Here is a 21,549-nt window from a genome sequence, read left to right as displayed (position 1 = left end):
ATGAGCATACTGATCATGGTGAAGCCTGGCCCTCCTTTACTAATCAAAGGGAACCGCGGACGGGATTTTACAACTGTTTATTCCGGTTCACACAAACTTCGATTTTCGTTTCGAGCCAGGCTTCGAGGTCCCCGATCACAAGACTCAGCTCCTTCCGTGCGGATTCTCCGAGGATCGCTAATGCCTTCTCTTTGGCCAGCAGAAAAGATTTCTTCATCGCCTCCGTGTCGAAGTCACCTTGTTGCTTGAGCGTCTCCACGAACGTCTGATTGACGGCAATCACGGCGGATTCAACAGCATCCCCCGCCCGCTGAAGCAGGCTGTTCAATGCCTCACTCTCGATTCTCTGCTCAAGCCCGGCAATTTCCCGCTTAATATAAGCAATTACAGACCTCGCCAGCAGCCCCAGCAGTGGAATAATCAGCACGCTCATCAGGGTGCTCATCATCTGAGGTGTTACATAGTCACTCATCGCCATCGCCTCCTAAATGGATAATTCGACAATCTATTGTTCTTTGTTCTCGTAATACTAGGTAATCCGGAAATAATTTTTACAACTTTCGCTAGAAATATAGTAATCATGTAAATATTTGTTTTTATCAGTTGTGGAATCTATGGAATATTTTACTTGTTATGTGAGGGGATCAGCGATGAGTTAGGTCAGGCCTGGGGGAACAGGCTCCGCTAGACCCGAGAATGAAGGTACTATTGAACATGGGGAGGAAAATTCATGGTTACCTGTGATGACGAGCTAGTTGAAACCTGCAGGAAATTATTAAAACGCTCAGCATGGAGAATTCAGTATAAGACGCGTATTCAGCTGATACGGGAAAGTAATCCGCTCTACGATAATGAGGTCTACGACAACAGCTTTGAAAGTATGGTCGTATCTGAGTTGTTCGTCGATGAGCTTCTGGATATGCTGCCTTGGGAGAAATGCAGATATATCATCCAAAAAACAGTCATAGAAGGAATGCCCGAACAAGAAGTAGCAGCCGAGCTGCAAATGACTCAACAGGGGGTTAGTAAATGGAAGCGCAAGGGACTGGAAGTCCTGAAGGAAAATCTTACCCTTTCATCGAGACTGTAAAAAAGGCGCAAAGCGGCGATAAAGCGTCCATGGAGGATATCCTTAGCCTGTTCTCGGTGGACATCGAATATTTATCCCGGTTCATTATGCTGCCGCGGGAAGAGGCGATTCAGACCTTAAAGATTGAACTCATAAATATTGTTTATCAGGACTTGTAAATTCAGCAGGAGCAACGCTTGGACATACATATTTTTCAGCAATAGCTAATCTAGCAAATTATACAAAGCAGATAGATTCCCTTACTCTTTTATGTACAATGTCTAGTCAGTAATAGTCGGAGCTTCATATGATAAACAGAGGAGTATGACTAGCAGCTATTTAAGAGAAAGGAACGCACAAGAATATGAATACATTCGTTCCTTCGGGTGAATATCCTATAGTATTTTTGAACTCGGTCCCCAAGAGCGGTACCCATCTGATGAAGCAGATCTTAGAAGGCATTCCGGGAATGACGCAGAACCCTCATGAATTCTATGAAGGCTATCCGGAAGACTCCGGCCTACACTACCAGCGGCTGCAGTTCGTCCGCAGCGGACATTTCACAGCAGGGCATGTGTACTATTCACCCCGGTGGTCAGGTATGCTTCGGGAGCTGAAGATCAAGCCGATATTTCTAAACCGTGACCTAAGAGATATTGTAATCTCGTATACGTATTTCATAACAGACAAATACCCTAATCATCCGCTGCGCCCCTATCTGCTCTCTCTGCCGGACAGGAATCAGCAATTTCTTGCTTTAATCCAGGGAATACCAGAGCTTCATAACCCGAGTATTGCCGCTTGGTATGGGCAGTTCACCGGATGGAGCGGGGAAGCGGACTGTTTACAGATCGCCTTTGAACATTTGGTAGACAGCCACAGCTCACGCCGCCGGACGATGGAGCAGCTGATTCATTATCTCTGGGCTGACAAGCCGCTGCCATTACCGCTAGACACAATTCTGGACGCTATGGTGCAGAACATTAACCCTAAGGCCTCCTATACCTTCCGCACCGGCACAACCGGGAACTGGCGGACCGAGTTCAATGAAGAGGTGAAGACTTGCTTCAAAGAGGTGGCAGGCCATCTGCTCTTCCCCATGGGCTATGAGACAGATTACAACTGGTAACCTAATCGTTTGACATGGAAGGTGGGGCTGCACATTGCATACCGGAGTAACACTATGGTTCACCGGCCTGTCCGGCTCTGGAAAAACCACACTCTGCCGCTGCCTGAGTCAGAGATTGCAGCAAATGAACGTGAGGACAGAACTGCTCGACGGTGATGTTTTGAGGAATCAACTGTTCCGCGGGTTAGGATTCTCTAAAGAAGACCGGTCGCTGAATGTAAGAACCGCAGCCTATCTGGCGCAGCTCCTGACCCGCAACGATATCATCGTCCTGGCCTCCTTCATCTCCCCTTAACGGGACATGAGGGAGCAAATCCGGCAGAGCATCCAGCCTTTCGTGGAAATCTACGTCAAATGCTCCTTCGAGGAATGTGCAAGACGGGATGTCAAAGGCTTATACCGTAGAGCGCTTTCCGGAGAGATTCCGCATTTCACCGGCCTGACTGCCCCCTATGAGGAACCGCTCCGGCCCGAGATAATTGTGGATACCGAGCAGCATAGCGAGGATCAGTCCACCGAGCTCATTCTCACCTACTTGATGAAGCATGATTATATCTATTAATTCTATCCGTTGTTACATGAAGAAGCCCCTATCCTTCACCTAGGACAGGGGCTTCTTCATGTACAGCTGGCTTACACCTTGAACAGAATAATAATCTCAGTAAGCAGAATCAGCCCGGCCGCTGACACGCCCAGTGAATTAATAATAGTCAGCGCATCCGGGTAGTTCTCCTTACGGAACTGGGAGCAAAGTGACACCGTCCATAACACGCTGAAAAAAAGTCCGGTGCTTCCGCAGCCCCTCTCATTCAGAACCCTCCTCCTGCGCCGAAAGAACCTGCCGAGCCCGGCAAAGGTAAGCAGCATATAAATGATAAGCTCAGCGGATGAAATCACAATCACCTCACCTGCAGACAAGAGATGCATCAATGCATACTGAAGGCTAAAACCGATAAAGACAAGCATGTTAAAGGAAACCTTCGGGACACTCAAGCCGTCTTCCTCCTTTTGCGTATAAATGAACAAGATCATTAGATAACGCTTACATTATAATTGTAATCGTTTTCCTTTTCTGTGATTAATGATGCTTCAGGCCTATAGGATCATATGTACTCAGGGTCTAATCAGCCAGACCACACACATAAATTACCCTTGGATGATAGGTTACTTGTCCTTTGATCATCTTAAGTTTTACCTCACTTATATTTGCCAATTTGCTAGCTGGAGGGAGCAGTAGCCATGAGGAGCATTAAATTGTAATCGGTTTTTCGATTACATTTGGTCCTCACAACTCGCGGGTGCCGATTCTAATCGGTTTTCCGATTACATACCAGTCCCCTCCTCCGTAAAGAGCTCTTATCCACTGGCAGACGTAAATCACAATTTCCTAAATAACCAAAAAAAAACCGTAGCTGCATGGGTAAGCAGCCCGGTTCCTCTACTACAGTATATAGGGTTCGTCCCTCTTACATCGCTTTCAGATAATCAATAATAGCCTGTGTGCGCTTATCGCCATTCTTCATTACAAGCAGCAGGAAATCATCAAGCTGGGTCAGCAGTCTGCTGCCCTCAATTCTCTCCGGGCCAGCCTCCGACAGTGTATTTTCATAAGCGATCGCTGCCTTTTCAAGAATGACCTGTGTCTTCTTGTCGAACAGCGGGGTCTTGGGCGCACCATTAAACACAATTCTCTTGGCGCGTTCCAGCACTTCCGTCATCGCCGCAGCACGGTTAGAAGTCTTATATATCTGCACAAAATCCTCATATTGCACGGCCCGCTCAATGACCTGGTACCAGTCCACCATCAATCTTTCGCCAGCTACCATCGGCTGTTCCGACTCTATCGCCATCAGGTCAATATAGACCTGCAGATCCTTACTGACATAAGGCTTGAAGACTTTGAAGCTCTTATAAGGAATGGCAGGCACGAATCCACCATCCTCCACCAGCTTGTAGCCCATGCCCTCCAGATCCTGAAGGACCATTCGGACCTCGGCCTGTTTCACCTTGGAGCGTGCCAGCGCCATAGACATACCCGTCGTATATATGTTCTTGATATTCAGTTGAACGACAGGCGCATTCATACGTTTGGTTGCCGCAGGCAGGTAAGCCTTCAGTGCATTCTCCAGATGCAGCACTGCCAGATTCGCCTCTGTCTGCGTCATCTGGCCGATACGGTTAACCAGCGTAGCCTGGGCCAGGCCAAGGGAAGACGGCTTTTGCAATCTCTGTTCGAATAAAGTAAAGGCTGTTGTAGGCTTCACCGCCGCTGCCTCAATCTTCTGCGGGAAAGCGCCAAGAACGGTAATCCCGGTACTTGTCAATAACAGTGCGGAGGCAAGCGCGGCTGCCAGGCTTTTTGTCCATCTGGTTGGCCTCATAGGTACACCCCTTTCAATAAGTTGACGTAGTGCTTATATTTTACCATACATTAACAATCCACTTCATGCAAAAAACCCTGCATCTCTGCAAGGCGAGCTGTTAATTGTCTCTTTAAATCATCAGCATTCTAGAAATTTTTTCATTTGCTTTTGATACCGTTTAACCTGCTCACTATTAGCAAATTCTCTAAACGACTCAAAAAGAGCTATCAATTTTTTTATTGATATGTTATCTCCAAGAACTACACTTGAAGCCAGAGCTTCCAGGTTCTTATCAATCGCATCCTTATAATCTTCCTGATAAAATTTATATAGTGAAAATAAGCACAAATATCTCATCAAATATCTTGCTTTTATTTTATTATCCGGATAAGTCTCTATAGCGTTCAACTCGTCTGACAAATCTGTTAGAGCCCACTCAATGGATAAATTGTTTTTAATAGCACTTTCGAATATTGTGACCATTCCGGCAATTATTTCTCTAGGATACTGTTTTAAATACTGAACATACTCTTTCAGCACTTCCTCTTTGCCTTCCATCAAGTCAATGGTGTATTTGTTTCCTAGGGCAAATACACTAAAATCTTGTATAATAAACTTGTCTTTCTCCTCTACGCCCTTGACCCATGAAAGATCTTTATATTTCAGGATGCAATCTCATGATTCTGAATATCGTTTCAGCTTCTGATAAGCTACGCCCTTACATAACTGTGAATATCCAAGGTAGTAGATTAAGGGCCTGTCTTGAGATGATTTGCGGGATGACTGCGTAAGCTGATAGTAGTACAAAACACTAGACGCTTCGTAGAGCCTGTCAGCAACTCCAATCATATTGTGCCAATCTTCATTCGCAAAGGTTAGTCTTAAAATGTTTGCAAGTGAATCAAGGTTATCTATGTTATCTAGTTTCAACTCTCCCACTTCAAACCCTCCTTATTATCCATATAAAACTATTAAAGAGTTTGCTACATAGACAATATCATTTCAAATACACATAATTACGGTATGTGCCAGTTTGTCATAAATAGGAGTGAACATAAATGAATCTATCCGAACCTTTTACAACCGGACGTCTACACTTCCGCCTACTGAATCAGTCCGACATCGCTGCTGTCTACCGGCAATTCTCGGACCCGGACATGTGCAGATACTTCAGTGAGCCGCCCTGTGATTACAACGAAGCTGTGGAGATCATTGAGCATTACTCCCAGCCTGAGGGCAAAGGCCATCACCGCTATGGGATGTTTGACCGGGAGACCCAGGCCTTCATTGGCACCTGCGGCTATCATTATTGGGACGCAGAGCGGAAGCAAGTGGAGATTGGGTATGACATCTGGAAGGACTATTGGGGACTGGGTTATATGTCGGAGACCCTGCCCATTCTTCTCAATACGTGCTTCACACAGCTTGACGTGGACTGTATCTATATCCTGACCCATCCGCAGAACGCTGCTTCGATGGCAACGGTGCGAAAGTTCGGGTTTGAGGGGTGTGAGCCTTGCAGGGAAGTGGAGGAAGAGCCTCTGGTGTGTATGAAGCTGATGCGTAATAAATGGTGTGGTTAATCCGGAGTCGAAATCTTTGTTTGTTTTATCATCGAGTTAAATAAAAACAAGGTACCATTATTAAAAGAGGTACCTTGTTAAGGAATGTTGTTTTTATAGACCAAGTATCTGTTTTTTCTTGGCTTCAAATTCTTCTGGAGTTATGATACCAGAATCTCGAAGCTCTGCAAGCTGTCTCAGATCATCAATCGAACCAGTAGATGCAGGCGGCGCTTGGCGATTGCTTCTCTCAGATTTATAGCTTGCTATATATTCACGAATTTTTTCGGCGGTTTTCATTTTTCCAGGCTGAATCAATACAACGTTTGCACTTGCTCCTTTTGTATTATCAGATTTGGATGTTTGAAGACCCGGTGTAATAACTTGTAAATAAGGCACTTTTAGAAAAGGCTTAACTATGCTGATTGTTACCACAGAATCCAATGGAATTGTTTGAGTATGCCCTCCTAATTTTTGTATGTTACTTGGCTTAATTACTAGATAATCCTCATAGAGTTCTAGAGATGATGTTCCGCCACTAATCTGATGTATCATTATTTTCCACCTCTTTTTTAAGATAGAACTATTTTAGGATATTCTTCTAATATTTTGTTATATTTTATCATTTGCTCCAAATAAAATTCAAAAAGATGCATTCCCATAATATGGGTAAGTAACACGCCTGAATCAGGAACAACAAGGGCTCCCTCTCCCACTGAGCTTTTCCAGATAATCCGTCATCTGATAGGACATATACAGCCTCAGGACATGATCGATCTGGCTCAAATCAAGCTGGATCAGTTCGTCGATCTGGCGTAAGCGGTACCGCAAAGTGTTGCGGTGTACGAATAGTTCGTCGGCGGTCTTTTGCAGCTGCTGGTTGTTCTTCAAATAGGTATAGAGGGTATGGTACAAGTCCGCATGATGCTTCTCATCGAATTCACGCAGGACTGTGAGCGCCGGATGGCTGACATCCCGGGAATCATGCTGCGCATGCGGGGATAACAGGTCATACAGCTGCACATCAGCATATAGCACACGCGGCTCCGCAGGCCAGACAATTCGCCCGATCTCCAGCGCCTTGAGCGCCTGCAGATAATATTTGCGGCAGTCCGTGAGATCGCTGAATTCCCGGCTGATCCCCAGGCGGATCTGATGGCTGACGAGAAATTCGCGCAAGCTTGGATCAACCTCTTTTGACCTGGAAGATACACACTCACCATCACTCACCCCCACCATATGCTCATGGTAAAAGATCAGCCGCTCCTCCCCGAAATGCAGGTGCAGCTGATCTCTTAAATAACCGGTGTGTTTGCCGGAAACCGAAGCATCATACCCCGCAAGATCCAGCACCAGAACGGACAATCTGCCCTTGGGCAGATGCATACCGCTCCGCAGACTCTCCTGAATAAGCAGCGGTCCGTTCTCTTCATTCTCCAGTAATCCATAGATTAGCTCTTCATATTCCGCCTGGCTGGAGTTCCGGTAAAAGCTGTTCTTCGCCAGCTCCGCCGCCACCAGCCCGGCCGTAAAACCCGCCAGCTCATGATCCCTCTGTTCAATCGGGCGTCTGTCGCCCAGCACAATTACATTTCCGACAGGCTTGCTGCCGATCCTAATCTTGGCGACCAGCTTGGTCACCTGGCTTCCGCTGCATTCCACTTCATAAGCCTCCAGCGACTCTATGCCGGTCTGCACGCTCTTCAGTTGGTGGACGGCAGCAATGAAATCATAGGAGCAATAGCCTTTGTGCAGATTATCGCTCCAGATGGGGTCGGTAACCCCGCTACAATCCGAAGCAGCCAGAACCTTATAGCTTACATCGATGATAATCACCGGATTGCCCATCAGCTCTGCCGCAGCACACACGATTACATCCAATCCTTTGCCGGCGACACAGGCCGCAAGCATCCTGCTCTTAGCCTGCTCCCGTTCAGCTTCTTCCAGGAACAGCTCCCGGATCTGATTATAGAGCTCAAACACATCTTCCTCCGCCCCGAATTCCATACGGTTCTGTCCGCTATATATCTGCTGCTGGCCTGATGCTGGCTCCACCATGTCATTAATTAGCATCAGGCTGGCTTGATCCACCCCCTCAGCATCATCCGGTAATCCGGACTGGTAGCCCACATAGATATATTCAGGTGCAAAATGCGTCAGGCTCTTCGTGATCAGCATCGTATCTGAATAGGCAGTCGTTAATGCTTTGTTCCACTGGATATGTACGGCGTGCTTACTAAAATGTCTGCTAATCTGTTCAAAGGTAACACTCATCGCTCTCACCCCCTGCTTATTATAGTGCGCCGCGCACAAGATTCCCATTTATTTTTATATTTTCCATATATATAATCACTGGAATAGTCATGTTACATTATTCGTGACCCTATAACACAGGAGGAGATTCAGATGAGCAGCTTCGTAAAAGATGTGAATGAAATTACCAAAAGAATCAATACACCTACGACCTTCTATAATGCCGAGACCCTAACCGTCTATTGGGAGACTTCGCCCGAAGTGATCCGCAGCATTCTGCCCGCCCCGCTTACGCCGGGTCCAAGGCCGCTTGTGCACGCTTTTGTAGCTAACTATCCCCGCACCAGCTTCTGCGAGCCTTACCGGGAAGCCGCGGTCTTCGTCCTGGCAGCCTACAATGGGCAACCGGGCACCTACTGCCTCTCCATGCCGATCAGCGATGATATCGCGATGGGCCTGGGGCGTGAGATTTACGGCTTCCCCAAGAAGATGGCCGACATCAGCCTGCAGAAGGAGGATCAGCATGTGGCAGGCAGCGTCTCCCGGCGGGGCACTGAATTCTTCCATGTAGAGGCCGCGCTTAGCGGGAAAATGAATGCCGGGAACGGACAGCGCATCATCTCCGAGCATTATGGTGACGGACTGCCTGTCTTCAACATGAAGTATTCCAAGTCTCCGGATGGCCGAGGCTTCGATCTTGGACCGCTGCTGATCCGGCAGACAGCCTCTATGGATGTCAGCGTGCGCACAGCGGCAGAAGTAGAGATTCACCTGCATGACTCTCCGCATGACCCTTGGGCTGAACTGGAAGTCGTTCGTATGCTGGGCGGCATCTACACGGTCAGCAATACCGTCCTTGAACGCGGTGAGGTCCTGACTGCTGTAGATCCTGTACAGTTCCTTCCTTACTCCAACTTGCGCTGGGACTGGTGGAATTAATGGAGGTGTGCCAGTGAGAAATCCATTTGATTTGAGTGGAAAAGTAGCGGTGGTGACAGGAGCAGCCGGGGGGATAGGCGCAGAATTGGCTCAAGCTCTGGCCGGGCAAGGCGCGGACGTCGCCCTGCTGGATGTAAGAGTAGACAAGCTGGAACCGGCGCGGCAACAGATTGAAGCCCAGGGCCGCCGGGTGCTTCCGGTCCAATGTGACGTAACCCGCGGAACAGAGATTGAATCGGCGGTAGCAAGCATTCTGGAGCATTTCGGACAGCTAGATATCCTGGTGAATAATGCCGGAGTCGCCTCCGCAGGCTCTGTCGAGGAACTGGACGAAGCGGAATGGGACCGGGTGATGGGTACCAATGTGAAAAGTATTTTCCTCATGTCCAAAGCGGTGATCCCGGCCATGAAAGAACGCCAGCAAGGCCGCATTATCAACCTTGCTTCCATCTGTGGTGTGAAGGGCAGCAAGCTGGCCGCTCTGCATGCCTATAATGCCTCCAAAGGCGCAGTCGTGAATCTGACCCGCGGCATGGGCGCGACCCTTGCTTCATACGGAATCACAGTAAATGCGATCGGACCCAGCCTGTTCCCCAGCGGGATGACCCGCGCGCTCTATCAGGACCACTTCCTGGAGCAGTATAATATGCTATGCCCCATGGGACGTCCCGGCAACCCCGATGAATTGAACGGCGCTGTCCTCTACTTCGCCTCGGATGCTTCCAGCTACACGACAGGCCAGACGCTATATGTGGACGGGGGCTGGACAGCCGTCTGATTCTAGCCTAAAGAGCTGTCTTCCTAGCCATGGAATGGCTGGAGGACAGCTCTAGTTGTGTGAATACAGCAATCGCTTCCAACAGATTTTAAAGCTGCTGCGGCCCCGCCCAGATCAAATGCACCATATTCAGCGAATAGCTCTCCACTCTAGTGATTTGCAGCCCCGACTCCCGGACCAGTCCGAGAATATCCCGGGTCTGATGGCAGCCGTATATTCGATAGAGCAGCGGATTCAGCGCCCGTTGCAGCGTAGAGACCATGATATTAGAACCAATTCCATGCTCCAGGAGCAGGATTGTGCCGTCTGGCTTACACCAGCGGTTAAGCTTCTCTAGCAGCTTCAGCGGGTTCTTATAGCTGCATAAGGACAGCGTGGAGACAATGGTATCGAACGAATGCGCAGCAAAGCTCATATCTTCGATATCCGCACATATACACTCGGCATCCAGGCGGTACTGTCCGGCGGCCCGTCTGGCCTTCTCAACCATAGCTCCACTGAAGTCCGCAGCTGTGATCTTGACGCCATGAGGATAGAACGGGAAGTTCGCCCCGGCTCCGACGGCAAGCTCCAGCACCTCACCCCTAGCAGAACCGATTAGCTTCTGGCGCCAGCGCCGCTGCTTCGGATCTTCTCTTTTACGGTCATAGTCCGTGGCCTGCCTGTCAAAAATCCGTATCAGCCGCTCTGTATCCATTCCCGCTATTCCCTCCCCTTCTTAATACAGCCGCTTCTCGTAGCTCTCCTCTATACCGCGCCGCACCACATCCTCCGTGAACTCCGCTGTATTCACATGCGCCGCAATGATGGCCGGAGCAGATGGGAGCAGGGCTTCAGCAGGCCATGTGCCGGGGTCCCAGACCTGCGATCTTTTGAAGGCCTTGGCACAGTGCATATAACATTCCTCCACCTTCACTCCAATTCCCAGCGCAGGCCGCTTGCCTCTGGCTCGCATCCGATCCAGGATAGGCTCATCCTTAATGATATAAGCTTGCCCGTTAACCCGCAGGGTCTCTTCCAGTCCCGGGATAATAAAAATCAGACCAATCTGCGGATTAGCCAGGATATTCAGCAAAGAGTCCAATCTGCGGTTCCCCGGCCGCTCCGGAATGACCAGATGCCCTTCATCCAGCACCAGCACCGAACCGGGCGCATCCCCGCGCGGAGAGACATCGCAAGACCCGTGTTCATCTGCTGTGGACAAGAATAATAGAGGGGACATCGCTATATAATCACGGCAGTGATGATCCAGATAATGGATCGATTTGCGCTTCACCACTTCACTCGGATAGCCCAGAAGCTCTCTCAGCTCATTTTCCGATGTCAGCATTTCATGAAAAGGTTTATTCATCCCGCATCCCCGATTCTGATTATTATGTTGACTGTGCTCCGCCTAACGCCAGACCTTCATCCGTTCATCCAGAGTGGAAGTATGCAGCTCCAGCTGAATTCCGTCCGGGTCCAGGAAATTCACCGACCAGCCGGTTCCCCGCTCAACAGGTCCTCTGACGATCTCAACGTGATGCTTCTGCAAGATGCCGACAGCTTCCTTGAAATCATCCTCTGCGATATAAAAAGCTACGTGATCCATCCCGGGATATCCTCCCGGCTGCTGCCCGGCCTCCGTCCGTTCCACCAGACATACCCAGGCGCTGCCCCACTCCAAATAGGCATCCGACCTCCCGCGGTGTCTAACGCTCATCCCAAGAATCCCTTCATAGAATTTCAATGAAGACTGAAGATCCTGTACCAGAAGGGTGATGTGACTGAATCCGGCGACTTTCATGTGAGCAGCTCCTCCTGTTCTCCGTCCCTTAGTTAACTACAACCATCTCATAAACTTCTTATGTACCACTTCGATCTGATGATGCTCTGCCCATTCCGTTAGCGCCCGTATCCCCTGGTCTTCCTGCTCGGGGAAGTGAAAACAATATTTATAAGCAACCAGCAGATAGGCTCTGGGCTTAACTGCGATCACGGGCATGAAGTAGCCTTTGATGTAAATCCGCTTAACAGTAGAGGCTTCAATCTCTATATCCTTGATCTGTAGAGCTTCCGGCCTTATTTCAATGTTGAACGCCCTGCTAAAGGTAAACAAACGATATATCATAATTCCCGCAACGGCGATTGCGATTCCGACGACGAGATAGACCAAAAAATGCTCCAGCGGAGTAGTTCGGTCAAACTCAAGGATATACCATATCCAGAATAACATCAGGGCAATCACGCTTATAGTGGCCAGCAATTCAGCAGGACGTTTACCCTTTAACACGATCATCTTATCCATCCTATAACCCCCTTCTAATTATCCTTAAGAACAACAAGCTTCTTCTATCATACAGGGAAATGCTGGAATGAGGAAGGGATGAGGGTCTGACGACATTTAACCGGCCCATGTGCTTTTTTAGCAACATGTTCTGAGTCTAAGTGTTTATTCTCCCATCGACCGCTTGTATTGAGCAACATTGTTGCACTTCTTGCAAGATTCCTTAAGAATAATTACTATATTTGGTACATTATTGCATCTTTTGCAGGAATTCCAGTATTCAGAGCAAACTAGAGCTGGTTTTGTTGCCTTTTATGCAGGATTTCAGTATGGGGCGCTTATAATAGACAGCATTGTTGCACTTCTTGCAGCAAATTTCTAAACAACAATGAAAGAGGACTGTCCCCCAAAGGATGCTCCCTCATTCATTCTCTATTTTTGCAAATCATTGATCTCCTACTCCGTTAACCCCTTAATCAAATTTATTCATTAAAATTTTTGACTATCCAGCAGCTAGAAGATATCATGGATGGCATAAGGGCTCACAGAGATCAGGAGGATGAACCATGGATGTGTTTGCAGAGTATCTGGCGAAGATTGATGATCCGGTGCACCGGGCTACGGTGGAGGAAGTACTCGCTTGGGTATTGCAGGAATTCCCGCAACTTGAACCTAGAATCGCCTGGAACCAGCCGATGTTCACCGATCACGGAACGTACATTATCGGCTTCAGTGTAGCCAAAGGGCATATGGCCGTCGCCCCGGAAAAAGCGGGCATGGATCATTTCGAGGAGGTCCTGAAGCAAGGCGGAGTAGATCACACCAAGCTGCTGATCCGCATGAAATGGACGAATCCGGTGGATTACGGCCTGCTGAGACAGTTAATCGAGTTCAATATCGCCGACAAGGCGGATTGCACAAGCTTTTGGCGGGTATAGCTGCGGCTAGTCATCCGCTCCCACGCTTCCAGGTACAGAAAAGGACATGCGCGGGTAGCATGTCCTTCTATTTCTCACTGAAACGGTACCGTCCTTTAAAAGGACGGCAAGGCCGTTTCTACTTGTCACCAAATCACGCCACTGACAATCTTACGGTGATCTGACACATACGCTCTGAACTTATTCTCCTGTGCAGCATCCTCGAACGATTGCTTCGCAACGAACCAATACTCCTGTGGCCCATGGAACAGTAGATAATAACTCTGGTTCTCCCATACCCGGGTGAAGGAGTCCCATGTCATCACGGACGCATCCTTTTCCGGACTGAAATTGATTCCCTCTGCATCGAAAAGATATTCAAATTCCTTATTGTACCTTGTATCTGCCGACAAAATCTTCGGTAAAAGCAAGGTTCGCATCACGATCGACATCCCCATGGTCAGAATCAGCGTGATCGATATGCCGAGCAGAATGACCGATTGGTTCTGAATATACAGAATCATACACACCGCTATAAATACCGCTTGAACTCCAATGGCCAATATAGATTTCCACGAGTGGAAATATAGGGCCCGCGCCACCTTGGAAATATGCCGTCCATAATGAAAGCTGATTGTCTCCATCCTGCCACCTCTATCTCTTTACTTTAATCCGTTCATACTTCCCTTGTCTCTTCAGGATGATACAGAATTCGCTGGTAATCCCAATCCTTCGAATCCATATCGCCCAGATACATCCGTTCATGCTCCGGCACTAGCTCATATTTGATTCTAAGCTGCTCCCGGTAGTATTCACCTGGATTCTCCAGATAAGCATAATAGGCTGCCCGGCACGCTTCATGGGCCGTTTGTTCGCCGTTTAGCTTCTTGTGGAGGTTGTGCAGCTCTTTGAGCTTCTCTTCCACATCGGCAGAGTATAGGGCTTCGCCTAACATAACCTCGCCCAATTGCAGAATGTGTACCGTTACAGGAGTATCCATTGTCGTGAAAAAGGTCTTATCTGCAACAAGAGCATCCAGCTCCTCCAGCTTGTACTCCACTTCATCCGGCAGGTTATAAATGGCTACCCGCCCGTCCATGTACACCACGACATCGGCTAAATAATTCTTACCGCCATACTTCATGAACAGATGGACACTTTTGCCCTCCGTCGTCTGGTAGAACATTTCGCTGTTGACATAGAATTCCGTAGCGGAAGGTGAATGGGCAATCCGGCGCGCCTCATTGCGCTCCTGCTCCCGCTCCGAAATGTCATAGATATTCGTAAGCTCAGGATTCAGACGGGCCACCGTATCCTGAATATGCTGATAATAGCTTGCTTCATTATAAGTCCACTTCGCCGACTCCACGGTATACGCCCCCAGACCATGAATGGACAGCTGCTCTCCTGCCGGGGCTGCCGGCGTCAGCCAGCCCGATTGTATTTTGCCGGATAAGCCCTTAAGATCTATAAGCTCCCAGCAGTTGACCATGCCGTCTTCGTACACATCTACATTAATATAGAAGTAACTTCCTCCGTTATGGATGATTCCGGGAATGGAAGTCCCCTCCACCGTCTTAGTTCTTCTAATGGCTCTCATATGTAATCCTCCTTAGCTAGGATTTGGCAAGGGGTTCGATGGCCGGCTCGGGTCCAAGCTTCACACACAGCGTGGCTATCAGGGCAATCAGGAATCCGGTGGTACATGCGATCAGGAAGCCGCCGAATCCGTCCCCCAGATAAGCAGGCAGCGTCGCCAGCCCCGGAAAAGCGAATGAAATCGCAGACGAGCCGAACATCCCAACCATCCCGCCGCCAATCGAGCCTGCGCAGCAGACAATAATCATCGGCTTACGCAGCGGCAGATTGACCCCGAACATGGCAGGCTCCGTTACACCGAACAAGGCCGATATGGATGCCGACAGGCTTAGGGTACGGAACTGCTTGTCTTTGGCTTTGATAAACACCGCCAGCGCGGCTCCCGCCTGGGCGAAGGCAGCAGGACCCATCAGCGCGAGGATCGTGTCTGATCCGCCTGTGCTGATATTGTTGATCGCCAGCGGCACCAGACTCCAGTGCAGTCCGAAGATCACCATCGGCTGAATGACCGCCCCCAGCACCATTCCAGCGCCGACTGAACTGAAATTGTACACTGTACGGTACCCGTCTGCCAGGGCATCCCCGGCCAGCGCCCCCATCGGTCCGAATACCAGCAGCGTCACCGACGAGACCACAACCACAGAGATCAGCGGAGTGAAGAAGCCGCTGATGACCTCCGGCAATATTTTGACACAGAATCGCTCGACATAGACCAGCAGGCCTACCGCCAGAATGATGGGAATAGCGCTTGCAGGATAATTCACCGGCCTAATGCTCATGCCCATAAACTCAATGATTTCGTTGTTCGCGAATAATGTAGTCAGACTGGGATACAGCATAACCCCGCCTATCACGACCGCCGTAAAAGGATTGGCCCCGAATTTACGGGCTGCCGTAAACGCCAGCAGCAGCGGAAGGTAATGGAACAGGCTGTCCGCCATGGCATTCAGCACCGTGTAGGTCCCTTCCGTCTTGCTGACGAGCTCCAGTGCAACCGCACCCGCGAGCAGCCCCTTCATGATTCCTGCCGCGCTCAATATATTAACTATGGGAAGAAAAATACCAGAAATGCCGTCAATAATAATATTGACCAGACTGCGTTTGGATGGCTTCACGACTGTCTCCTCATTCACTGCGTTCATAGGATCCCCCTGCATTCTTACTCCACTGTAATACGAATGACCCGTAAGAGTCACTTTTTGCAAAGTGCCCCTCCTACGGGTCAAGCTCAACACCGGCGTTATTGCCGGTTCGGTTCTCTAGAAGACTTTAGTCGTCCATGATTCGCAGTTCCAGGTATCGGTCACGATATCCCGGTAGAATTCAGGCTCATGGGAGATCAGCAGAATGCTGCCTTTATAGGCTTTGAGCGCACGCTGCAATTCTTCCTTCGCATCGACATCGAGATGGTTGGTAGGCTCGTCGAGTACCAGCAAATTGCTCTCCCGGTTAATCAGCTTGCACAGACGTACCTTGGCCTTCTCGCCGCCGCTCAGGACAGCAATTTTACTCTCAATATGCTTGGTGGTCAGACCACACTTCGCCAGCGCTGCACGAATCTCGAATTGGGAGTAGGACGGGAATTCGTTCCAGATCTCCTCGATACAGGTGTTGTAATTCGATTCCTTCATTTCCTGTTCGAAATACCCGATCTCCAGCAGATCGCCAAGACGGGCTGTGCCTGAGATAGGCTGAATCTGTCCGAGAATGCTGCGCAACAGCGTGGTTTTACCAATACCGTTCGCACCGACGAGGGCAATCTTCTGCCCCCGCTCCATGCTGAGGTCCAGCGGACGCGACAATGGGGAATCATATCCGATGACCAGATCCTTGGTCTCAAAAACCATTTTGCCGGAGGTCCGCCCCTGCTTGAAATTGAACTGCGGCTTCGGCTTCTCCTTGGCAATCTCGATGACTTCCATCTTATCCAGCTTCTTCTGCCGGGACATCGCCATATTGCGGGTAGCTACGCTGGCCTTGTTGCGGGCAACGAAGTCCTTTAGTTCTGATATCTCCTGCTGTTGGCGCTTGAACGCGGATTCCAGCTGCGACTTCTTCGCTTCGTACACCTGCTGGAAATACTCGTAATCGCCCACGTAACGCGACAGCGACTGGTTCTCCATATGGTAGATCAGGTTGATCACACTATTAAGGAACGGAATGTCATGCGAGATCAGGATGAAGGCATTCTCATAATCCAGCAGGTAGCGCTTCAGCCAGTTGATATGCTGTTCATCCAGATAGTTCGTAGGCTCATCGAGCAACAGAATATCCGGCTTCTCCAGCAGCAGCTTCGCCAGCAGCACCTTGGTCCGCTGACCGCCGCTGAGGTCGTTGACATCCTTGTCCAGACCGATATCGGTCAGACCGAGCCCGCGTGCGGTTTCATCGATTTTGGCATCGATCATATAGAAGTCCTGGCTGGTCAGCATGTCCTGAATCGTTCCGACATCCTCCAGCAGTTGCTCCAGTTCCTCAGGGGTCACATCTCCCATCCTGCCGTACATGTCGTTCATCTCTTGTTCCATATCGAACAGATATTGGAAGGCCCCGCGCAGCACATCCCGGATGGATTGCCCCTGCTGAAGCACCGCATGCTGATCCAGATAACCGGCGCGCATCCGCTTCGCCCATTCCACCTTGCCTTCGTCCGGCTGCAGCTTACCGGTAATGATGTTCATGAAGGTCGATTTCCCTTCACCATTGGCGCCGATCAGACCGATATGCTCACCTTTCAGCAGACGGAAAGAGACATCCGTGAAGATGGCCCGGTCGCCGAAGCCGTGACTAAGCTTTTCTACATTTAATATGCTCATGAAGTTACACCTTTTCCTTTATTCTATATTCTCGTCATATTATAAAGGCTAACGCGCAACAACTCCAGAAGGTTTCTGAAAAAAGCCTGCTTCATTTGTATTTCACCTTAAAATATCCAGGTAATTTGGCGGAAAATGATGCCGCTCCGGTCCCTTTAGGTGTTTGTATTCTACTAGCTTAACTTGTGATGATGAGATTCTATAGGTAAACAGATCCTCGCCCACGCTGATATGCGATCCCACCGTAGGGAAGGCTCTCAGCGTAATCTGAAAGTCAAAGCTGCGGAAGCCGTTCAACCTCTCTACCTGCTCTACTTGAACCAGATAAGGATACAACTGAGGCGTTGTGGTCAAAAGACTGAAATAGGCTGTCCTCAGCTGTTCATTCATGTATGGAAGCAATTTTTCATAGAGTTCAATTTTCTGGAAAGTAATATTTTGGATCATAAACTTACTATATCCTATATTTTGTATTATATTGGTTAGAGAGATGTCGGCAGATTTATAAATTACAGATTTGGAGAAGATACCTATGACTTTTAAACCGTTCAGAATTCCAACTATACTCTTAATACTTTCAGTCACCTTATTATCCGGGTGCGAAGGCGAACCTTCCAATAATCTCGCGGCAGCAGATAATGAAGAGTATAATTTGACAATTACTAATAACAGCCCATTATTTTTAAAAAGTGTAGTTGTGACTGTAGATGAAAAAGATGATATTCACATTAATTCTCAAATTGATAGTAATATCAAATTTGGAGAAGTCGCAAAGTTCAGGATCAAGAATGGAAATCATAGTCTTAAGATTACGCTCAATCCGAAAAAGAACTACTCAGTAAGTAAAGAGGTCAGTGAAAAATTCGAACAAGGCAAAGTAATTAACTATCAAGTAGAAATCGATAGAAATGAAGTCACTATTAATAAATAAACGGACAATGGGACATCTGGAGAATAACCCTAGTTAGCGGAGGTAAGATGAGAGAACTTAAGGGAATAGGAATCAGTACTGTTAAATACGCACTCCTGAATTTCATGCTGGTCATTACAAACTTATTATTATATGCTTCAGGACCGGATGGAGGCGGAACCGGGGACCGGGAGGAAGGGCTGATGTTCTATCAGATGTACTTCATCTGCCTGCTTGCGGGATTTGTCATCTATGGAGTATGGTCCATTACAGCAGGCAGATATGAGAAAAAGACAAGAGGTCTAACGGCTATTCCTGTGTTATTCTCCTCAGTTTGTATCACCAGTGTATTCATTTATGCTAACAGCAGATATAAGAATCTTTATGATGGTGAGTTTGTAAATGACGTAGGGTACAAGGTCTTGACGCTCTACGCCGATACTTCCCTCTACCTGGTATACTTCCTTCTGCTGATCGCTATTTGCATCAGCGTGCTTGGAATTGTTAAGCGGAACAAATTATCTATACTGGGGCTGTTGCTGAATCTATCGCTGCTAGTGCTCTTAACCCTTGTACAATTTCCATAAAACAATGCTCTCCATTCTCGTAGAAATCATGGCATGTTAAGATGAAGCTATGCTGATCTGGAGTCTTGGAGGTGTACAAAATGTATATGGAACAAGGGAACTTGATTATCCGGGATGCAACTATGGGGCAAGGCACACAGTGTTTAAAAATGCTGATCCGTTATCTATTTGAAGCACAGGGTTTTCACTAAATTATATTCAGCATCTTATTTATTCTACAAATCATTCAAAGAACTCTTATCCACAAATTTACACTCACCTTTTCCACAGCAGCAGGAAACTATAATATTCTATACAACAAAAAAACGCCAACCGATGCATCCCTGCATTCGTTGACGTCTTACTAAACCAGGCTTACGTCCGGCGCATATACGCACGCACGGTAATTGGAGCGAAGACCGCCACAATCACAGCGGCTCCGATCAGGGAGTAGACCAGATCACTGCCTACCGTTCCATGGTTGACCAGTTCACGGACAGCAGTGACCAGATGCGAGATCGGATTGTTATTCACGAACCACTGAAGCCATTTCGGCATCGTTTCAACCGGCACGAAGGCATTCGAGAGGAACGTTAGCGGGAATAACACGATCATTGAAATCCCCTGTACACTGGATGCCGTGCGGGCGATTACACCGAAAAAGGCAAAGATCCAGCTGATGGCCCAGGAGCAGCCGATGACCAGAACCGCCGCCAGGGCAACCCCGCCGATGCCGCCTTCCGGCCGCAAGCCCATGATGTAGCCCATTACGAAGGTGAGTACCGTAGCAATCGTATAACGTATCGTATCTGCTAACAGCGCTCCTGCGAGAGGGGCAATCCGGGCAATCGGCAGCGATTTGAAGCGGTCGAACACCCCTTTCTCCATGTCCTCCCGCAGCTGGACACCGGTGACGACAGAGGTCGTAATTACGGTCTGCACCAAGATTCCCGGAATGATTACCGGCAGATAACTTGCCACATCACCGGCAATCGCCCCGCCGAAGATATACGTGAACATCAAGGTGAATATAATCGGCTGAAACGTGACGTCAAACAATTGCTCCGGTGTACGCCGGATCTTGAGCAGTCCTCTGTAGGCCATCGTTAAGGAATTACGTACCACTTGGCCGAAGCTGGTATGGTTTTTTAAATTACGGTCTACACCCGGCTTGATTAAAGTACTCATGCTAGTACCCCCTTCTTCTGTGCGCTATCCGTGACAAGCCCCGCATCTTCCTTGACGCCATGACCGGTTAAGGTCAAGAATACTTCATCCAGCGTCGGCTTCTGCACACTCATCTCAAGGAGCGGTATGCTGGCCTCGCGAAGGGCGATCAGCAGATCGGTTACCCGGTCCACGTTCCCCATCGGTGCAATAATTTTGGCTGCTTCTGCGGACAGGTTAGAGCGTACCTGAAGCACCTGCTCCACAATCTGCTGCGCCTTCAGCAACTGCTGCGGTTGGACCACCTTCAGGTGAAGCGAGGAGCTGCCAACCGAGCTCTTGAGTTCATCAACGGTTCCCTCTGCAACCACCTTACCGGTATCAATCACGGCAATCCGGTCCGCCAGTTGATCCGCTTCTTCAAGATATTGGGTCGTCAGCAGGACCGTTGATCCCGTATTCACCAGCCTGCGGATCGTCTCCCACATCTGATTGCGCGTCCGGGGATCAAGTCCCGTTGTCGGCTCATCCAGGAAAATGAGCGGCGGTTGCGCAATTAGACTGGCCGCCAGATCCAGCCGCCGGCGCATCCCTCCGGAGAAATTCTTCAGCGGGCGCTTCGCTGCTTCCGTCAAGCCGAATTCCTCCAGCAGCTCAGAGGCCTTGCTGCGCGACTCCGCACGCCCCAGGCCATGAAGCCTGGAGAAGATCACCAGATTCTCCGTTGCGCTAAGCGATTCATCCACCGATGCATATTGACCCGTCACTCCGATTAACTGACGCACGATCTGCGGTTCTTTTGCCACATCATGTCCGAAGATACGCGCCGAACCTGCGTCAGGCCGCAGTAGGGTCGCCAGCATGCGAATTACGGTTGTCTTCCCGGCACCATTGGGACCCAGCACCCCATAGATCATTCCTGTGCCTACCTTGAGATCCACCCCATCCACGGCCCGGTTGCTCCCGTAGATTTTGACCAATCCCTGCGCTTCAATGGCGTAGCTGCTGCTCTGCCCTGCTGATTGTGTCTGCTTCATGCTTCATTCCTCCTTGATTGCTGAATCTATAAGGATAGTAACCGGCATATTTAAACTGAATTTAAACCCCCTCCTCCACTATCCGGTTGCTGTTTCCCTATCCCATTAAACCAAAAATCCGATCCCTTGGGATCGGACTTGCGGAGTACGCTTGCAGTCGTACACTCTATATGCTGTT

At 49.0% G+C, this 21,549-nt stretch carries 27 protein-coding genes and 1 pseudogene; 10 read left to right on the top strand and 18 right to left on the bottom strand.

Annotation, left to right across the window (positions count from 1 at the left end; translation table 11 throughout):
* Nucleotides 1–67 precede the first annotated feature (67 nt).
* Complete coding sequence (locus C162_RS29910; protein ID WP_036700959.1) at nucleotides 68–472, bottom strand: hypothetical protein; 405 nt, start codon at nucleotides 470–472, stop codon at nucleotides 68–70.
* A 258-nt stretch (nucleotides 473–730) separates the two neighbouring features.
* Here C162_RS29910 and C162_RS29905 point away from each other — a divergent pair, with 258 nt between their 5' ends.
* The 4 genes and pseudogenes from C162_RS29905 to cysC all read left to right on the top strand — a co-directional run bounded on the left by C162_RS29905 (nucleotide 731) and on the right by cysC (nucleotide 2,760).
* Entirely contained in the window at nucleotides 731–1,090 is a 360-nt protein-coding gene (locus C162_RS29905) for a sigma-70 family RNA polymerase sigma factor (RefSeq protein WP_036700953.1), read from the top strand.
* Nucleotides 1,030–1,248: a helix-turn-helix domain-containing protein gene (locus C162_RS29900; protein WP_036700952.1), complete on the top strand. Its 219-nt coding sequence runs from the start codon at nucleotides 1,030–1,032 to the stop codon at nucleotides 1,246–1,248. The genes C162_RS29905 and C162_RS29900 overlap by 61 nt, the downstream gene beginning before the upstream one ends.
* 185 nt (nucleotides 1,249–1,433) lie before the next feature.
* On the top strand, nucleotides 1,434–2,198 hold the full coding sequence (locus C162_RS29895) for a hypothetical protein (RefSeq protein ID WP_036700949.1): 765 nt from the start codon (nucleotides 1,434–1,436) through the stop codon (nucleotides 2,196–2,198).
* A 34-nt stretch (nucleotides 2,199–2,232) separates the two neighbouring features.
* Nucleotides 2,233–2,760 (top strand): annotated as a pseudogene (gene cysC / locus C162_RS37175) (adenylyl-sulfate kinase).
* A 71-nt stretch (nucleotides 2,761–2,831) separates the two neighbouring features.
* Here the strand turns inward: cysC and C162_RS29885 are convergent.
* From C162_RS29885 to C162_RS29870, 4 genes are all read right to left on the bottom strand, one after another.
* Nucleotides 2,832–3,191, bottom strand: coding sequence for a hypothetical protein (locus C162_RS29885; RefSeq protein WP_036700948.1), 360 nt, complete (start codon nucleotides 3,189–3,191; stop codon nucleotides 2,832–2,834).
* Between the two features lie 473 nt (nucleotides 3,192–3,664).
* Complete coding sequence (locus C162_RS29880; protein WP_036700944.1) at nucleotides 3,665–4,579, bottom strand: hypothetical protein; 915 nt, start codon at nucleotides 4,577–4,579, stop codon at nucleotides 3,665–3,667.
* Nucleotides 4,580–4,699: 120 nt separating this feature from the next.
* Nucleotides 4,700–5,101: a hypothetical protein gene (locus C162_RS29875; RefSeq protein WP_156949741.1), complete on the bottom strand. Its 402-nt coding sequence runs from the start codon at nucleotides 5,099–5,101 to the stop codon at nucleotides 4,700–4,702.
* A 135-nt stretch (nucleotides 5,102–5,236) separates the two neighbouring features.
* Entirely contained in the window at nucleotides 5,237–5,500 is a 264-nt protein-coding gene (locus tag C162_RS29870) for a hypothetical protein (RefSeq protein WP_036700942.1), read from the bottom strand.
* Between the two features lie 119 nt (nucleotides 5,501–5,619).
* On the opposite strand from C162_RS29870, the gene C162_RS29865 reads away from it, so the two are divergent.
* Nucleotides 5,620–6,144 carry a GNAT family N-acetyltransferase gene (locus C162_RS29865; protein WP_051494039.1) on the top strand — a complete coding sequence of 175 codons (525 nt, stop codon included), beginning with the start codon at nucleotides 5,620–5,622 and terminating at the stop codon, nucleotides 6,142–6,144.
* A 93-nt stretch (nucleotides 6,145–6,237) separates the two neighbouring features.
* Here C162_RS29865 and C162_RS34780 read toward each other — a convergent pair whose 3' ends face one another.
* Entirely contained in the window at nucleotides 6,238–6,678 is a 441-nt protein-coding gene (locus tag C162_RS34780; protein WP_051494038.1) for an SHOCT domain-containing protein, read from the bottom strand.
* Nucleotides 6,679–6,810: 132 nt separating this feature from the next.
* Nucleotides 6,811–8,397: a PucR family transcriptional regulator gene (locus C162_RS29855; protein ID WP_036700938.1), complete on the bottom strand. Its 1,587-nt coding sequence runs from the start codon at nucleotides 8,395–8,397 to the stop codon at nucleotides 6,811–6,813.
* 132 nt (nucleotides 8,398–8,529) lie between these two features.
* Here C162_RS29855 and C162_RS29850 point away from each other — a divergent pair, with 132 nt between their 5' ends.
* Nucleotides 8,530–9,315 (top strand): acetoacetate decarboxylase family protein, encoded by a 786-nt coding sequence (locus C162_RS29850; RefSeq protein ID WP_051494037.1) that lies wholly within the window; start codon nucleotides 8,530–8,532, stop codon nucleotides 9,313–9,315.
* Between the two features lie 13 nt (nucleotides 9,316–9,328).
* Nucleotides 9,329–10,093: an SDR family NAD(P)-dependent oxidoreductase gene (locus C162_RS29845; protein WP_036700937.1), complete on the top strand. Its 765-nt coding sequence runs from the start codon at nucleotides 9,329–9,331 to the stop codon at nucleotides 10,091–10,093.
* A gap of 88 nt (nucleotides 10,094–10,181) precedes the next feature.
* Here C162_RS29845 and C162_RS29840 read toward each other — a convergent pair whose 3' ends face one another.
* From C162_RS29840 to C162_RS29825, 4 genes are read right to left on the bottom strand one after another with little or no spacing between them, the layout of a single operon-like run.
* Nucleotides 10,182–10,790: a class I SAM-dependent methyltransferase gene (locus C162_RS29840; RefSeq protein WP_036700935.1), complete on the bottom strand. Its 609-nt coding sequence runs from the start codon at nucleotides 10,788–10,790 to the stop codon at nucleotides 10,182–10,184.
* Between the two features lie 21 nt (nucleotides 10,791–10,811).
* On the bottom strand, nucleotides 10,812–11,444 hold the full coding sequence (locus tag C162_RS29835; protein ID WP_036700933.1) for a pyridoxamine 5'-phosphate oxidase family protein: 633 nt from the start codon (nucleotides 11,442–11,444) through the stop codon (nucleotides 10,812–10,814).
* A 42-nt stretch (nucleotides 11,445–11,486) separates the two neighbouring features.
* Entirely contained in the window at nucleotides 11,487–11,879 is a 393-nt protein-coding gene (locus C162_RS29830) for a VOC family protein (RefSeq protein WP_036700931.1), read from the bottom strand.
* 36 nt (nucleotides 11,880–11,915) lie between these two features.
* Complete coding sequence (locus tag C162_RS29825; RefSeq protein WP_036700929.1) at nucleotides 11,916–12,380, bottom strand: hypothetical protein; 465 nt, start codon at nucleotides 12,378–12,380, stop codon at nucleotides 11,916–11,918.
* A 545-nt stretch (nucleotides 12,381–12,925) separates the two neighbouring features.
* On the opposite strand from C162_RS29825, the gene C162_RS29820 reads away from it, so the two are divergent.
* Nucleotides 12,926–13,297 carry an iron chaperone gene (locus C162_RS29820; RefSeq protein ID WP_036700926.1) on the top strand — a complete coding sequence of 124 codons (372 nt, stop codon included), beginning with the start codon at nucleotides 12,926–12,928 and terminating at the stop codon, nucleotides 13,295–13,297.
* Between the two features lie 125 nt (nucleotides 13,298–13,422).
* Here the strand turns inward: C162_RS29820 and C162_RS29815 are convergent, their stop codons facing one another.
* From C162_RS29815 to C162_RS29795, 5 genes are all read right to left on the bottom strand, one after another.
* Complete coding sequence (locus C162_RS29815) at nucleotides 13,423–13,920, bottom strand: YcxB family protein (RefSeq protein ID WP_036700923.1); 498 nt, start codon at nucleotides 13,918–13,920, stop codon at nucleotides 13,423–13,425.
* Nucleotides 13,921–13,952: 32 nt separating this feature from the next.
* On the bottom strand, nucleotides 13,953–14,876 hold the full coding sequence (locus C162_RS29810) for a DUF7638 domain-containing protein (RefSeq protein WP_036700921.1): 924 nt from the start codon (nucleotides 14,874–14,876) through the stop codon (nucleotides 13,953–13,955).
* 16 nt (nucleotides 14,877–14,892) lie between these two features.
* Entirely contained in the window at nucleotides 14,893–16,017 is a 1,125-nt protein-coding gene (locus C162_RS29805) for a PTS transporter subunit EIIC (RefSeq protein ID WP_036700918.1), read from the bottom strand.
* A gap of 117 nt (nucleotides 16,018–16,134) precedes the next feature.
* Nucleotides 16,135–17,691 carry an ABC-F family ATP-binding cassette domain-containing protein gene (locus C162_RS29800; RefSeq protein WP_036700916.1) on the bottom strand — a complete coding sequence of 519 codons (1,557 nt, stop codon included), beginning with the start codon at nucleotides 17,689–17,691 and terminating at the stop codon, nucleotides 16,135–16,137.
* Nucleotides 17,692–17,793: 102 nt separating this feature from the next.
* Entirely contained in the window at nucleotides 17,794–18,138 is a 345-nt protein-coding gene (locus C162_RS29795; RefSeq protein WP_051494035.1) for a DUF3888 domain-containing protein, read from the bottom strand.
* An 85-nt stretch (nucleotides 18,139–18,223) separates the two neighbouring features.
* On the opposite strand from C162_RS29795, the gene C162_RS29790 reads away from it, so the two are divergent.
* Both C162_RS29790 and C162_RS29785 read left to right on the top strand, forming a co-directional pair.
* Nucleotides 18,224–18,622 carry a hypothetical protein gene (locus C162_RS29790; RefSeq protein WP_036700914.1) on the top strand — a complete coding sequence of 133 codons (399 nt, stop codon included), beginning with the start codon at nucleotides 18,224–18,226 and terminating at the stop codon, nucleotides 18,620–18,622.
* Nucleotides 18,623–18,669: 47 nt separating this feature from the next.
* Nucleotides 18,670–19,188 carry a hypothetical protein gene (locus tag C162_RS29785; protein WP_036700912.1) on the top strand — a complete coding sequence of 173 codons (519 nt, stop codon included), beginning with the start codon at nucleotides 18,670–18,672 and terminating at the stop codon, nucleotides 19,186–19,188.
* Between the two features lie 354 nt (nucleotides 19,189–19,542).
* Here C162_RS29785 and C162_RS29780 read toward each other — a convergent pair whose 3' ends face one another.
* Nucleotides 19,543–20,355, bottom strand: coding sequence for an ABC transporter permease (locus C162_RS29780; protein WP_036700910.1), 813 nt, complete (start codon nucleotides 20,353–20,355; stop codon nucleotides 19,543–19,545).
* The gene (locus tag C162_RS29775; RefSeq protein WP_036700908.1) at nucleotides 20,352–21,371 is read right to left on the bottom strand and encodes a daunorubicin resistance protein DrrA family ABC transporter ATP-binding protein; all 1,020 of its coding nucleotides are present in this window, start codon (nucleotides 21,369–21,371) and stop codon (nucleotides 20,352–20,354) included. The genes C162_RS29780 and C162_RS29775 overlap by 4 nt, the downstream gene beginning before the upstream one ends.
* Nucleotides 21,372–21,549 lie beyond the last annotated feature (178 nt).

This window comes from Paenibacillus sp. FSL R7-269 (assembly GCF_000517865.1).
GTDB lineage: Bacteria > Bacillota > Bacilli > Paenibacillales > Paenibacillaceae > Paenibacillus_AQ.
The sequence above is the reverse complement of the archived record's forward strand: the minus strand, read 5'-3'. Positions and strand labels throughout refer to the sequence as shown.

What these genes read in the sequence shown, in the direction of transcription:
- C162_RS29910 (WP_036700959.1), bottom strand. Translation starts at nt 472, where the DNA reads ATGAGTGACTATGTAACACCTCAGATGATGAGCACCCTGATGAGCGTG.
- C162_RS29905 (WP_036700953.1), top strand. Translation starts at nt 731, where the DNA reads ATGGTTACCTGTGATGACGAGCTAGTTGAAACCTGCAGGAAATTATTA.
- C162_RS29900 (WP_036700952.1), top strand. Translation starts at nt 1,030, where the DNA reads ATGGAAGCGCAAGGGACTGGAAGTCCTGAAGGAAAATCTTACCCTTTC.
- C162_RS29895 (WP_036700949.1), top strand. Translation starts at nt 1,434, where the DNA reads ATGAATACATTCGTTCCTTCGGGTGAATATCCTATAGTATTTTTGAAC.
- C162_RS29880 (WP_036700944.1), bottom strand. Translation starts at nt 4,579, where the DNA reads ATGAGGCCAACCAGATGGACAAAAAGCCTGGCAGCCGCGCTTGCCTCC.
- C162_RS29865 (WP_051494039.1), top strand. Translation starts at nt 5,620, where the DNA reads ATGAATCTATCCGAACCTTTTACAACCGGACGTCTACACTTCCGCCTA.
- C162_RS34780 (WP_051494038.1), bottom strand. Translation starts at nt 6,678, where the DNA reads ATGATACATCAGATTAGTGGCGGAACATCATCTCTAGAACTCTATGAG.
- C162_RS29855 (WP_036700938.1), bottom strand. Translation starts at nt 8,397, where the DNA reads ATGAGTGTTACCTTTGAACAGATTAGCAGACATTTTAGTAAGCACGCC.
- C162_RS29850 (WP_051494037.1), top strand. Translation starts at nt 8,530, where the DNA reads ATGAGCAGCTTCGTAAAAGATGTGAATGAAATTACCAAAAGAATCAAT.
- C162_RS29840 (WP_036700935.1), bottom strand. Translation starts at nt 10,790, where the DNA reads ATGGATACAGAGCGGCTGATACGGATTTTTGACAGGCAGGCCACGGAC.
- C162_RS29835 (WP_036700933.1), bottom strand. Translation starts at nt 11,444, where the DNA reads ATGAATAAACCTTTTCATGAAATGCTGACATCGGAAAATGAGCTGAGA.
- C162_RS29830 (WP_036700931.1), bottom strand. Translation starts at nt 11,879, where the DNA reads ATGAAAGTCGCCGGATTCAGTCACATCACCCTTCTGGTACAGGATCTT.
- C162_RS29825 (WP_036700929.1), bottom strand. Translation starts at nt 12,380, where the DNA reads ATGGATAAGATGATCGTGTTAAAGGGTAAACGTCCTGCTGAATTGCTG.
- C162_RS29820 (WP_036700926.1), top strand. Translation starts at nt 12,926, where the DNA reads ATGGATGTGTTTGCAGAGTATCTGGCGAAGATTGATGATCCGGTGCAC.
- C162_RS29815 (WP_036700923.1), bottom strand. Translation starts at nt 13,920, where the DNA reads ATGGAGACAATCAGCTTTCATTATGGACGGCATATTTCCAAGGTGGCG.
- C162_RS29810 (WP_036700921.1), bottom strand. Translation starts at nt 14,876, where the DNA reads ATGAGAGCCATTAGAAGAACTAAGACGGTGGAGGGGACTTCCATTCCC.
- C162_RS29805 (WP_036700918.1), bottom strand. Translation starts at nt 16,017, where the DNA reads ATGAACGCAGTGAATGAGGAGACAGTCGTGAAGCCATCCAAACGCAGT.
- C162_RS29800 (WP_036700916.1), bottom strand. Translation starts at nt 17,691, where the DNA reads ATGAGCATATTAAATGTAGAAAAGCTTAGTCACGGCTTCGGCGACCGG.
- C162_RS29795 (WP_051494035.1), bottom strand. Translation starts at nt 18,138, where the DNA reads ATGATCCAAAATATTACTTTCCAGAAAATTGAACTCTATGAAAAATTG.
- C162_RS29790 (WP_036700914.1), top strand. Translation starts at nt 18,224, where the DNA reads ATGACTTTTAAACCGTTCAGAATTCCAACTATACTCTTAATACTTTCA.
- C162_RS29785 (WP_036700912.1), top strand. Translation starts at nt 18,670, where the DNA reads ATGAGAGAACTTAAGGGAATAGGAATCAGTACTGTTAAATACGCACTC.
- C162_RS29780 (WP_036700910.1), bottom strand. Translation starts at nt 20,355, where the DNA reads ATGAGTACTTTAATCAAGCCGGGTGTAGACCGTAATTTAAAAAACCAT.
- C162_RS29775 (WP_036700908.1), bottom strand. Translation starts at nt 21,371, where the DNA reads ATGAAGCAGACACAATCAGCAGGGCAGAGCAGCAGCTACGCCATTGAA.